Below are 12720 nucleotides of genomic sequence, written 5' to 3'. Positions count from 1 at the left end.
AATTTAATATCATGAAAAAAGTCTTTACATTTTTATTGGTCATGTGTCTTTCCTTTTCAGGAACGATGATAATGGCACAAAATCATGCCTTAGATTTTGATGGCAGTAGTAATAAGGTAGGTATTCTTGATAGTCCAGAACTAAATCCAACTGCAGCTATGACTTTAGAAGCTTGGATTAATGCAGAAGCATGGCAAAGTAGTATTTGGGCAGGTGTAATCATTAGTAAACAAGGTTCGGGGCCTGATAAAGGTTGGTGTCTTTCAGCTGGAGAAAACGGTAGGTTAGAATTTACTGTTTCCGTAGATGAAGGATGGAAATCGGTTGCTACTCCCCAGCTATTAGGAACCAATGCCTGGTATCATGTGGCTGGTGTTTATACTGGAACCCAAGTAAAAGTATATATTAATGGTGTTTTGATAGGTGCCGAAGATGCAATAGGTAGTTTAACTCCTGGTGAGGGTGTTGTTGTAAATATTGGAGAAAATCCAACATGGACCGGTCGTTATTTCAATGGAATGATTGATGAGGTTAGAATTTGGGAAGTCGCTAGAACTGATGCAGAAATACAAGCCAGTATGAGCACTGAATTAACAGGAAGCGAAGCGGGTTTAGTAGCTTATTATCCTATGAATGAAGGAACAGGTATGACTATTGCTGATGCGACTAGTAATGGTAATGATGGTCAGCTTATTAATATGTCAGAAGACAATTGGGTAGATGGTTTTGTTCCTGTAACTGCTGATATTGGAGTAATGGGTATTGCTTCTCCATCTTATATCGGTAGTGGTTTTGCTGCTGATGAGAAAATTAGATTAGAGGTTAAAAATTATGCTACTGAGCCTATTACTGAATTTGAAATTACTTATCAAATTACAGGTAGTGATGCTATAACAGAAACAGTAGTAGTGACCATTCCTCCTTTTGAAACTTATATTTATACTTTTGAAGATTTAGTAGATCTTTCTGGTGAAACAGAAATTGAAATTACTGGAAGTGTAAGTTTAGATGGAGATGATAATGCAGCAAATGATGTATTAACAGAAATGATTGAACCCACTCTTAATTTTATGATTTTTGATGAAGAACGTCATAATTATGGTGGATATGGACAAACTCATACCAAGACCTTATACATGCCAGAAAGCTTAGAGGACTTTAGTGAAATATATATTCATATTGACCTAGAATGCCCAACAGGTGGTTGTGATCCTTGGGATCAACCTGCCAAACTTATGATCAATAAAGATGGTGAAAACTATGAAATAGCTCGTTATATCACACCTTATGGTGTGGCTTGTGGTGGTTGGACTTGGGATATTACCGATTTCCGTTCCTTGTTAGTTGATGAAGTAGATTGGGTAAGTTATGTACAAGTTTGGGGAGCCTCAGGATGGTTAGTTGATGTGGAACTAGAGTTAATTGAAGGAAGTCCAGAATATCCATTTGTGAAAATTGAGAAACTTTGGTCGGAAGACAATTGGGTCTATGGTGACCCAGATGTCAATGATGATTTCCCAGAAATGGATGTGATGATTCATCCAGAAACAGAGGCCGCTAAAATTAGAATGACTATGACAGGCCACGGACAGGCAAATACTAGTAATGCTGCAGAGTTTTCTGATTTCACTCATCATATTTGGGTAGATGGAGAAGAGACTTTTGAGCAACATCTGTGGAAGGATGATTGTGATGTGAATTCATGTGCTCCTCAAAGTGGAACCTATTTGTATTCTCGTGCTGGCTGGTGTCCTGGACAAGATGTACAGCCATGGGAATGGGATATGGATGGTCATTTTACTCCTGGTGAAATGGTAAATTTAGATTATGTTTTATATGATTACACTAATCTTTTAAATACGGGTTATAATGGCGGTTCTCACACTGAGCCTCATTATCGCTGTCATACTTATTTTGTGCAGTATTCAACTGAGGATATCGTTGGAATTAGTGATCAATCAGTAGTTATGGATCATATTCAAGCTTATCCTAACCCTACAACTGGTTTATATAACATTAAAATGGTAAATGATAATATCAAGACAATCGATGTTTATCAATTAAACAGCCAGTTGGTGGCTAGTTATCAGTTAAATGGAGACCAAGAGTTTCAATTGGATTTAAGTGATATGCCAAATGGAATCTATATGATTAAAGTACAATCTGAAAATCATACTACTGTTCTTAAAACTGTGAAGTCTAACTAAGAAAAGAATTTAGATATATACAAAACCCGAAGTCAGAACATGGCTTCGGGTTTTTTATTAGTAGACATGCTTAATGATTAGGCCTTTAAATTATAATGTGTAATCAGTGGGATAGGGCTTGAACTGTAAATGTGAACAGGAAAATACTAGGCAATAAAAAATGCCCTCCCCAGGAAGAGAAGGACATTTAATTGAGTTAATTGAGTCTAAGCTAACATTAATTCGCTTCTCACGAAGCCCTTTAAAATTAGGTCTTTTGTAATTTCTTTTCTAGTGATTTTTGATATTTCTGAGAAACAGATGTCTGTATTGCTCATAAATAATTTTACGTCGAACTTTATAATTTCATCTTTGTCTTTATATACATTTACAATATTTCCTGCAAAGGCATAGTTTTGAAACTTGAACTCCATATTGCTGGTAATTTGATGAAATAAAACTTCCTTGCCAAATAGGCTACTATTAAATAGAGTTCTTTTGTTTTCTATTTTTGCCTGATTAAAATCTATTGTTTTCAATGAACTAGTAAAATTATTCTCTGTGACCTTATCACTGTTCTTATCGTTTTCTTGGTTAAACATCCTCCATTTTTTTAGAAGAGGAACATGGATCAATACTCCAGCAACCAATACTCCTGTAATGTAATTTCTTATTGTTAGCATATCAACTCATTTTATAAACTCGGTATCTTTAACGTGTTAATGTAGATATGGTTTCGATTTTGATTAAAAAAATGCAAAAAATAAATCTAATTGTGGTTGATAAAAGTTTTAAATAAAAAATGAATAGCATTATTGCTATAGCTTTAGTATTTTTACTCTCTAATTATTTTTATTATGGATTCTACAGATTTAAAGGTGCTGACTCAGAAAGTGATTTTGGCTAGTAAGGAAGCTGGATCTTTTTTAAAACAAGAAATAAGCAAGCTTAAGTCAAAAGATGTTGAAGAGAAAGGCCTTCATGATTTGGTGACCTATGTAGATAAAACTGCCGAGCGAATGCTGGTTTATTCATTGAATGATATATTACCTGAGGCCGGTTTTATCGCAGAAGAGGGTACAAATAATAAAGTTGGAGAGGATTATAATTGGATTATAGATCCTTTAGATGGAACTACAAACTATATCCATGGGGTTCCACTATATTCAGTAAGCTTAGCGCTCAAATTTCGAAATGAAATTATCTTAGGTGTTATTTACGAGCCCAATCTAAATGAATGTTTTTATAGTTGGAAAGGGGGAGGCTCTTATTTAAATGGTAAAATTATTAAGGTTTCTGAAACCCTCACTATTGATAAAGCTTTATTTGCCACAGGTTTTCCTTATTATGATTATAGTCTGATGAAAGAATACATGAGTTTTTTTGAGTATTTAATGCGTAATAGTAGAGGAATCAGAAGGCTGGGAACTGCTGCTATGGATTTGGCTTATGTGGCATGTGGCAGATACGATGGCTTTTATGAATATGGTTTAAAGCCTTGGGATGTGGCTGCAGGAAGCATAATAGTTCGGAATGCTGGTGGTGTTAATATGGACTTTTCAGGCGGAAAGGATTTCGTTTTTGGTAAGGAAATTCTAAGTGTCAATTCGAATATAGCAGACCCATTTTTAAAACAGATTAAGCATCATTTTAATAAATAAGGCCCATTTTAATACGGATATTATGAAAGCAATAAAACATATAAGTTCAGAAATGATGAAAATTCAAGAAATGATAAAGAGAAAAAGCACTCGAATGAATGATTCTTTTTTAAGATTTGCTTTATGTTTTGCCTTTTTTCTGGTCCTTACAATAAATAGTAATGCTGAGTCAGTTTCTTCTGATTCAACCCTGTTTAAAGTATATCAACTCGATATCATGGAAGAGATAGCTCCTCCTGTTTGGCATCTTACCCAGAAAGCATTTGAGGAGGCTCATGAAAAAGAATATGATTTGATGCTCATACATATGAATACTTATGGGGGGATGGTGGATGCAGCTGATTCCATTAGAACGGCGATTTTAAATTCTGATATTCCAGTTTATGTTTTGATAGATAATAATGCTGCAAGTGCTGGGGCTTTAATTTCCATAGCTTGTGATAGTATATATATGGTAGCAGGAGCAAATATTGGTGCAGCAACTGTGGTGAATCAAACTGGAGAAGCCATGCCTGATAAATATCAAAGCTATATGCGTTCTATGATGCGAAGTACTGCAGAAGCTACAGGTAGAGATCCTCAAATTGCTCAAGCTATGGTCGATCCCAGAATAAAAATAGAGGATGTTATTGACTCCAGTATGGTATTAACTTTTACAACTTCAGAGGCTATAGCAAATGGTTTTTGTGAAGCACAAGTGGAATCCCTTGCTGAACTTTTAACTAGAGCAGGAGTGGAGAATTACGAGATATACCATCAGGAACTCAAAGCAAGTGATAAAATTATCAGGTTGTTGGTGAATCCTATGGTTAGCGGTATTCTAATTATGCTAATAGTTGGAGGCTTATACTTTGAATTGCAATCTCCTGGTATTGGTTTTCCTTTAGCGGCTTCTATTTTTGCAGCTGTGCTTTATTTTGCTCCACTGTATTTGGAAGGATTGGTAGAAAATTGGGAGGTTATTATATTTTTTGTTGGTGTTATTCTTCTGGCCATTGAGCTGTTTGTGGTGCCTGGTTTTGGATTCTTTGGCATTTCAGGAATCGTACTTATTGTGACATCCTTGGCATTGGCCATGGTTGATAATGATGGATTTAAATTTACACTTCCAAATGTTACGGCAATAATTAATGCGCTAATCGTTGTTTCTTTTTCCTCTCTTTTAGGCCTTATTGGTTCTTATTACTTGAGTAAGAAATTATTTTCAACCCAATCCATGTTTAATCTGGCTTTGGCTACCACCCAAGAAAGAGAGGAAGGCTTTGGTATTGATTTAGAATCTTATAAGAATTCCATAGGTGAAATAGGGCAAGCCTTCACTGTATTACGTCCTTCTGGCAAAGTAATGGTGGATGGGCAAATGTATGATGCTGTTTCATTAAGTAATTTTATAGAAAAAGGGGACGAAGTTGAAGTGGTAGGTTATGAAAATGCACAATTAATGGTGCGTAAATCAAGAAAATAAAATCATATTCATTTCCATTTGAATAATAATCACAATTAATGTAATTTAGTCAGCTCAAACAAAATATCATACTATGAAAAATATTTATCTACTTTCCACAAAACTTATTCTTATTGTTATTATTGTATTTTCAGGTTTATCTTCTATGGCTCAGACTGAAATGAGTAGAGAAGAAATTGCACTACAGAAAGCAGAAGACAAAGTAGAAGCAAACAGAGTAAAATTAGTGACTGTTAAGAGGCAAATAGAATCAGCTGATAGTTTGTTTGTTGCAGGTGAACAATTAGATGATGCAGGTAAACTTCGTAAAATGGCAGCGCGCGATCAGGTTAAAGCCATTGAAAAACAATATAAAACAGATAGTAAACCATTAAACAAGGCCGCTAAAAGTAAAGATAGAGCAGAAGTAGCAGCTGCAAAAGTTGAACTTCGTGAATTGACTACGAAGTATAAAGCCGATTTAAAGCTAGCTCAAAACGAGATAAAGGCTGGTGATAAAGATATGTCAACAGCGGTCAGAATGATGGATAAAGCCGATAAAAAATTAGATTTACTCTCCAAGAAATTGAAGACTTATGAGGATGCATATGAAGATGCTGAAAAAGCTTTGAATGCAAAGAAAGAAGGAAAGTAAGCCAACCTACGCCTATCTTTTGGTCTTCCTGCAATTCTCCAGCCTTTTTATAGTTATGTTTACTGCTCCAGTATTGGCGAATCATTTGGTTTTGTTAATGGTACAGGTTTTAGGAGTTTTTGTAGGTCTTTGGGCTATCTGGGTGATGCGAATTGGTAATTTTAATATCACCCCAACTCCTGTAATAAATGGTGAGTTGAGAAAGTCTGGTCCTTATGCCATGATACGCCATCCCATGTATACTTCTATTTTTTTATTTACTCTACCAGAGCTTGTTAACTCATATAACTTATGGCGACTTTCCGTCGTCTTGATTTTATACCTTACACTCATTTTTAAGATTAATTTTGAAGAGAAAAACCTCCTCCATCAGTTTCCAGAATATAAAATATACCAAAAAAAAACTAAAAAGATTATACCTTTTGTCTACTAACTATTTGTTGTATTTTTCACTAAACTAGCCTTTTGCAATTTTTTTTGATACTAATAGTTATTCAGGTCTTTATAGTGAATAAGTATTTGAAAATCATTTTTTCTTAGCTCATATTTCTTATAATTTTATCTTCATAATCAAGCTATGTATCATGGCCAAGCGAAGACGATTTAAGCAGATGAGTTTTAAACTGAGTAATAGACAATACTCTAGTTTGCAAAATTATTGTGGAATAGAGAAAATCACACCAAATAAACTCATTAAAGGTCTTTTAAAATCCTATACAGATGAGTTTACAGATGAGAAAATAGGAAAAAGGGAGATTGATGAGATGCAACTCAGTCTTTTTAGAGAGCCAAAACCAGAAGATTATAAACAGCTTACCATTTTTGGTTCAGACTAATTCACTGTTCATTGAAAATAGGGTGTCGATAGTTAATGTGTAGTTATATTCCAAACAGAAAATGATTCATCCTAAATAATAGGTATTCTTTATCGAATGGTTTCGACATATATTCATCAATATTTTTCGACTCAATATAGGTTTTGTCTTCAATTAGCGCCAAAGCTGTTAGTACAATGATAGGGGCTTTTTTTAATTTTTTTTTGCTTATTCTTACCACTTCTTCTGCTTTAATATCTGGTAATAACCAATCTAATAAAACGATATCAATTTTCTTGTTATTCTTAATGGTTTCAATGGCTTCATTTCCTGTTTTACAAGTGATGACGTGAGCATGAGTATTTAAAAGAATCGTATTAAGGTATTTGCAATTTTCCATATTGTCTTCCACAATAAGAATGGTTTTATTCATCCAATTATAATCAATTTTTTTTGAGGAGCTAAATCCTGAGAGTTTGGAATCTGTTTTTTCGCCAAAGCTTTCGTAGAAAGGGAGGTCGAAATAAAATTTAGAACCTTTTCCAGATTCACTTTCAAATTTTAGTTCAGAGCCAAATAGTTTTAAAATTTGATATGAAATAGCCAAACCTAATCCTGTGCCACCTCTTGATTGCATGGCTTCACTTTCTACCCTTGAAAAACGATTGAAAATTAAAGTATGATCTTCTTTCTTTATGCCAATGCCAGTATCTTCAATATAAATTCTCAGATGTCTATTGTTAATTTCCTTAAAGCCAATCTCAATACTTCCTTTATCAGTATATTTAAAGGCATTAGTCAGTATATTCGATAGTACTTGTGCTAATCTGTTAGGATCAACTCTAACATAGTATTGTGTATGTTCTGAATCCTCAGGCATGGACAATTTAAATTGGATGGGCTTTGGAATCTTGACACTGAAATCCTCCTTTGTCACATTATATGCATCCGTAATGATCTGATTGAGCTCTACTAATTGGGGATATATATTTAGTTTTCCAGCTTCTATTTTACTGAAATCAATAATATCTTGGATCAATAGCATTAACACATTACCATTTTTCTTAATTAATGAACTATATACTTGTTTATCTTCTTTATAGACTTCTTCTTGAGAGAGTAGTGAAGAGAAACCAATGATGGCGTTCATTGGTGTACGGATTTCATGGCTGATATTGGCTAAGAAAGAAGATTTTAATTGATCAGCCGACTCAGCTTTTAATTTAGCTTCCTCAAGTTTGTTTTGATGACCTAATTGTTCTGAAATATTCTCAAATAGCAGTAATGATTGGTTTTCTCCTAAATTAATCATTTGAATTTGAATACTTTTTTCTCTCTTATTTATATCTAATGTTTTAATTATTTGGAGGAATCTATTTTTATGGTTTTGGTTACCAATGTGCTTTAACTTGTTATACTCAAACTTAGATATAACTTCTGCTCTGTATTCTTTATTTGAAATGAGTGAAAAAAAGAGTTGCTTGATATTGCTTATTTCTTTTCTAGTATAACCAAATTCAATTTCAAACATTCTATTGACAAAAGTAAATTGCTCTTCCGCATTTAATATGGCAATAGCATAAGGTGTATTCTCGGTTATTTTTCTTAGAAGATTTTCTTTTTTATTTAAGCTAGTAATTATCTTTTGCCTTTCATACTCTTCTAAATGCAATTGATCTTCTCTTTTATTTAAAACTTTTTGCCACTGAATAAAGTGATAAAAATAGGTGATACAGATTAGAAAAAGCAGGGAGATAAGAATGATTTCCAAAAGGCTCAAGTTTATAAAGCTTTGTTTGTCAGCTTGGTAATCTCCAAACCATTTGCTGTAGATCTTCTGATAAGTACCATCATATTGGATTTTGGTGATGGCATCATTTACTTGATTTAGAAGAGCGGTATCTTTTAGATTCACAGCAACAGAATATTCACGAGGAAGAATAGGTAAGCCTACTGTGGTAATGTCTTTGAAACCATTTTTTTTGGCTATGTATTTGCCTTGAAGATCGGGGAGAAGCGCACAAGTGTTTGGAGTTTCTGATACTATCTTTAAAGCATCTAACTGATTTTCTACAGGCAGAATTCTGTCGGTTGAAATACCAGCTGTTGTAAGGTACTTATGAAGTATGCTACTATTCTCCACAACTACTTTTAAGTTATTCTGATCTCTTACATCTTTTAAACTTTGCCAATAATCACCATCCTTAACAAAAATGCTGTGGGTAATGATTATATACGGCATACTGAAATGAACTTTTTCAGCTCTATCAGGAAGGTAATACATTCCAGCTACCAAATCAATATTTCCAGCTTCGATGTCTTTTTTAATACTTAACCAATTTCCTGTTTGGAATTCTATGTCCACGTCAATTTCTTTGCATATCGCTTTTACAATATCAATATCGAAGCCATCGGCTTGGTTGAATTCATTGATAAATTCATAAGGGTAGTAGGCGTAATCGGCACCAACTTTAATAACTCGTTTATTTTCCTCTGCCTTTGATATCAAAGTGAAAGATAAAAAAATCAATAGCAGAATAGTGGTGAATTGAAGTTTTGAATGCGTATACATTTTCGTTTAATGAAGAAATTTTGATTTTACAAATATACATATTTGGTTATAAGCACCGTACATATTAAATAAAAAAAGCCGAAATGTAAAAATACACTTCGGCTACTTTTGTTTTTGATTAGAGATAAAATTGATACTCTATTTTACTTGATTTATTTACTCTTGTTTGGTTTGGTTGGTATTTGAGGTGTTTCAGGATAAGCTTTCATCTGCTCAAGAATAACTTCTATCGCCTTGTCTAATTGTTGGTCTATACCCTTGAATTCTTTAGCTGGATCGTTTCTAATTTCAATGTCAGGATCAACTCCATATCCTTCAATTACCCATTTTTCACCTTCTACATCAAAAGGTGCAAACTCAGGCTTTCTTAAGTCAGCACCATCAATAAATGGTAAGCTTCCTCTAATTCCAACAACACCACCCCAAGAACGAACACCAATGGTGGTTCCAATTCCTAATTTCTTGAATTGATATGGGAATAAATCTCCATCAGATGCGGAATAGTTGTCGAGAAGTAGAACTTTTGGACCATTTAGAATTTGAGCTGGTTTAGTTGTGATACCAGTATTTCGAGCCATTCCATACATGGTTAATTCTCTATTTAACCTTTCGATAATCATTGGAGAAACGTTTCCACCACCATTTCCTCTATCATCAATAATTAAAGCTTTCTTATTTAATTGTGGATAAAAATGCTTAACAAATTCATTTAAACCTTCTGGTCCCATATCTGGAATATGAATATATCCAACTTGGCCATTAGTAGCTTTATTTACCTTGTCAATATTAGATTGAACCCAATCGTAATAGTATAAACTGGCTTCATCTTTAATAGGGATAATGATTTCATCATGACCTCCCTCAGTGCTAGATTTGCTATTTACCGTTAAAATGACTTCGATATCTGCTTTATTCACTAATAATTCGAAGATATTCTTCACTTCTTTCACTGATTTTCCATCTACAGCAAGGATATAATCTCCTTCGCTAATATTTACTCCCACATCGCTTAATGGCGATCGAACCGATTTGTTCCAATTTTGTCCACGGAGGATTCTTTCAATTTTATAATAACCATTCTTATCTTGAGTAAGCTGAGCACCTAAAAGACCCATTTTTACTCTTTCAGGTTTAATCACATCACCACCATTGATATAGGCATGTCCGACACTGAGTTCACCAATCATTTCACCCATTATATAGGTGAGATCGTAGCGGTTGTTTACATAAGGAACTAGGCTTGAATATTTGCTTTGAATGTTTTTCCAATCTACACCATGCATTTTTTCATCATAAAAGAAATCTCTCATTTGTCTCCATGCATCATTGTAGATTTGATTCCATTCGTCTTTTGGTTCCACCATGACTTTCATGTTTTTGGTTGAGATCCAATCCTTAACATTTATTTTCGATTGTGGTAAAGGGATAACGGCGTATTTGCCTTGATCGGAAATAAACATTTTTTTATGGTCTGCTGTTATCACATAACTTCCAGAACTACCAATCACATCGTCGCTTTGGCTCTTCAAATTGTATTTATGAAGTTCGACACCTTTAGCACCACGACTCCATTTTGCAAAATATACATTGTCATCAATGGCCGAAACATTCCAATAATTAGCTACGTCCACAGGCATGGCGATCGTACGATCATAAATACCATCGAAGTCAATTCTTACACTTAATTCAGATTCTTCCTCTTTTTTGTCAGCTTCTTTTTTATCAGTCTCCTCAATTTTTACCTCATCATTTTCAGGTGCAAATGGGGAAGGAGTTGATTTTTCTAAACTAACAAAGTATATTTTATCCATTTCTTGGTAGGCATGGTTCCATTCTGTTCTGCTATAGATAGGATTAAAATCTCTTCCTGAAACAAAGAAGAGGTATTTCCCATCACTGCTAAAAGATGGAGAATTTGCATCATACCAATCGTTGGTAATTGCATTTGTTGATTTATCATCAATATTATAGACCATTACTTTACTAACTGTTCCACTCTGTGGAAGGGTATAGGTGATCCATTTGCTATCAGGTGACCAAGCATAATCTCTCATTTCCCATGATTCCGCTTGCGCTACAATAGATACCGTTTTAGTTTCTACATTTATCATTTGCAAACGAAGTTTCTTATCACCCCATAAAAGATATTTTCCATCAGGAGACCAAATAGGATTGAATTTATAAGTGTCAGAGTCTTTTGTTAGTTGGATGGCTTCTTCTTGTCCGTTTTGATTAACAATATAGATTTCATCCTCACCAGAAACATCAGAGATATAGCTAATGTATTTCCCTTTTGGTGACCATTCTACATTTCTTTCATGAACACCAGATGTTTCAGTTAAGTTACGTGTGATTCCACTTTTAGCAGGAAGGGTGAAAACATCACCTCTTGCGCCAAAAACCACTCTATTCCCATCAGGAGATACTGCCCACGAACTGATGCTTTTAGAAGCATCTTTTAATTGTGCTCTAGTTTCTGGAAAATCGTTTAGAATAGTAACTTCAACTTTCTCAGTAGTCGAGCTTGCAAAATCATAATAATGCAATTCTCCACCATTTTCAAAGATGATCCCGTTATCACCTAAACTTGGAAATTTAATATCATATCGATCAAATTTAGTGACTTTCTTAGTTTGTTTGGTATTTATATCATACTCAAACAAGTTCATGACTCTATCTCTATCGGAAATATAGTATACTTTATCTTCATGCCACATAGGGAAGATATCTTGATGTACATTATCTGTGATATTGATCGTTTCTTCAGAAGTAAAATCATAGATCCAGACATCATCAGCCATACCCCCTTGGTAGTATTTCCAAGTTCTAAATTCACGAAAAACTCTATTATAAGCTATTTTTTTTGTGTCAGGTGAATACGAACAGAATCCTCCATAGGAGAAAGGAAGTTGTTCGTCGAGTTCTCCATCGATATTGACCATAAAAAGACTTCCTTTAAAAGAATTGAAAGTCTGTTTTCTACTTCTGAAAACAATGTTTTCATTGTCTTTCCAAGTCATTACTATATTATTAGGACCCATGCGATCACTCACATCATCACGACCTAGAGTGGCTGTATAAGTGAGTCTTTCTGGTTGGCCACCTTGAGCAGCCATTGTGTAAACTTCTGTATTTCCATCCATTTGTCCAGTGAAAGCGATGCTTTTTCCATCAGGAGAAAATTTGGCGAACATTTCGAAGCCTTCATCATTGGTCATTTTACGAGCAATTCCGCCTGTTTTGGCTACCGTGTATAAATCACCAGCATAGGTGAATACTACTTGATTTCCATGCATAGTAGGAAATCTCATCATTTTACTTTCCTGAGCAAAGCTGCTTACAAACAGAATACTTAGGAAAAATGCTAAGAATTTTTTCATTGATTTT

9 protein-coding genes are annotated in these 12720 nt (G+C 34.3%); 6 read left to right on the top strand and 3 right to left on the bottom strand.

Annotated elements, in window-relative coordinates; translation table 11 throughout:
- The first annotated feature begins 11 nt into the window (after window positions 1-11).
- Window positions 12-2207: a LamG-like jellyroll fold domain-containing protein gene (locus HNS38_RS07230; protein ID WP_172346203.1), complete on the top strand. Its 2196-nt coding sequence runs from the start codon at window positions 12-14 to the stop codon at window positions 2205-2207.
- Between the two features lie 206 nt (window positions 2208-2413).
- Here HNS38_RS07230 and HNS38_RS07225 read toward each other — a convergent pair whose 3' ends face one another.
- The gene (locus tag HNS38_RS07225; protein ID WP_172278592.1) at window positions 2414-2869 is read right to left on the bottom strand and encodes a hypothetical protein; all 456 of its coding nucleotides are present in this window, start codon (window positions 2867-2869) and stop codon (window positions 2414-2416) included.
- Between the two features lie 174 nt (window positions 2870-3043).
- Between HNS38_RS07225 and HNS38_RS07220 the strand changes: the two genes are divergently transcribed.
- The 5 genes from HNS38_RS07220 to HNS38_RS07200 all read left to right on the top strand — a co-directional run bounded on the left by HNS38_RS07220 (window position 3044) and on the right by HNS38_RS07200 (window position 6782).
- Window positions 3044-3847 carry an inositol monophosphatase family protein gene (locus HNS38_RS07220; protein ID WP_172278594.1) on the top strand — a complete coding sequence of 268 codons (804 nt, stop codon included), beginning with the start codon at window positions 3044-3046 and terminating at the stop codon, window positions 3845-3847.
- 22 nt (window positions 3848-3869) lie between these two features.
- Entirely contained in the window at window positions 3870-5312 is a 1443-nt protein-coding gene (locus tag HNS38_RS07215) for a nodulation protein NfeD (protein ID WP_253916255.1), read from the top strand.
- 73 nt (window positions 5313-5385) lie between these two features.
- Window positions 5386-5946: a hypothetical protein gene (locus HNS38_RS07210; RefSeq protein WP_172278596.1), complete on the top strand. Its 561-nt coding sequence runs from the start codon at window positions 5386-5388 to the stop codon at window positions 5944-5946.
- Window positions 5924-6379, top strand: coding sequence for an isoprenylcysteine carboxylmethyltransferase family protein (locus HNS38_RS07205; protein WP_172278598.1), 456 nt, complete (start codon window positions 5924-5926; stop codon window positions 6377-6379). Before HNS38_RS07210 ends, HNS38_RS07205 begins: the two co-directional genes overlap by 23 nt.
- 151 nt (window positions 6380-6530) lie before the next feature.
- On the top strand, window positions 6531-6782 hold the full coding sequence (locus HNS38_RS07200; protein WP_172278600.1) for a hypothetical protein: 252 nt from the start codon (window positions 6531-6533) through the stop codon (window positions 6780-6782).
- 43 nt (window positions 6783-6825) lie between these two features.
- On the opposite strand, the gene HNS38_RS07195 is transcribed toward HNS38_RS07200, so the two are convergent.
- Window positions 6826-9333, bottom strand: a complete 2508-nt coding sequence (locus tag HNS38_RS07195) for a transporter substrate-binding domain-containing protein (RefSeq protein ID WP_216663657.1) — start codon at window positions 9331-9333, stop codon at window positions 6826-6828.
- 152 nt (window positions 9334-9485) lie between these two features.
- A complete protein-coding gene (locus HNS38_RS07190; protein WP_172346201.1) occupies window positions 9486-12713 on the bottom strand; it encodes a S41 family peptidase in 3228 nt (1075 codons plus the stop codon).
- Window positions 12714-12720: the final 7 nt, after the last annotated feature.

The sequence above is a fragment of the Lentimicrobium sp. L6 genome (assembly GCF_013166655.1).
Taxonomy (GTDB): Bacteria; Bacteroidota; Bacteroidia; order Bacteroidales; family UBA12170; genus UBA12170.
Note: the sequence above shows the minus strand (reverse complement) of the source record. Positions and strands in the feature narration are given on the sequence as shown.

Excerpts from the sequence above, each read along its gene's own strand:
- HNS38_RS07230 (WP_172346203.1), top strand. The coding sequence starts at position 12 with ATGAAAAAAGTCTTTACATTTTTATTGGTCATGTGTCTTTCCTTTTCA.
- HNS38_RS07225 (WP_172278592.1), bottom strand. The coding sequence starts at position 2,869 with ATGCTAACAATAAGAAATTACATTACAGGAGTATTGGTTGCTGGAGTA.
- HNS38_RS07220 (WP_172278594.1), top strand. The coding sequence starts at position 3,044 with ATGGATTCTACAGATTTAAAGGTGCTGACTCAGAAAGTGATTTTGGCT.
- HNS38_RS07215 (WP_253916255.1), top strand. The coding sequence starts at position 3,870 with ATGAAAGCAATAAAACATATAAGTTCAGAAATGATGAAAATTCAAGAA.
- HNS38_RS07210 (WP_172278596.1), top strand. The coding sequence starts at position 5,386 with ATGAAAAATATTTATCTACTTTCCACAAAACTTATTCTTATTGTTATT.
- HNS38_RS07205 (WP_172278598.1), top strand. The coding sequence starts at position 5,924 with ATGCAAAGAAAGAAGGAAAGTAAGCCAACCTACGCCTATCTTTTGGTC.
- HNS38_RS07200 (WP_172278600.1), top strand. The coding sequence starts at position 6,531 with ATGGCCAAGCGAAGACGATTTAAGCAGATGAGTTTTAAACTGAGTAAT.
- HNS38_RS07195 (WP_216663657.1), bottom strand. The coding sequence starts at position 9,333 with ATGTATACGCATTCAAAACTTCAATTCACCACTATTCTGCTATTGATT.
- HNS38_RS07190 (WP_172346201.1), bottom strand. The coding sequence starts at position 12,713 with ATGAAAAAATTCTTAGCATTTTTCCTAAGTATTCTGTTTGTAAGCAGC.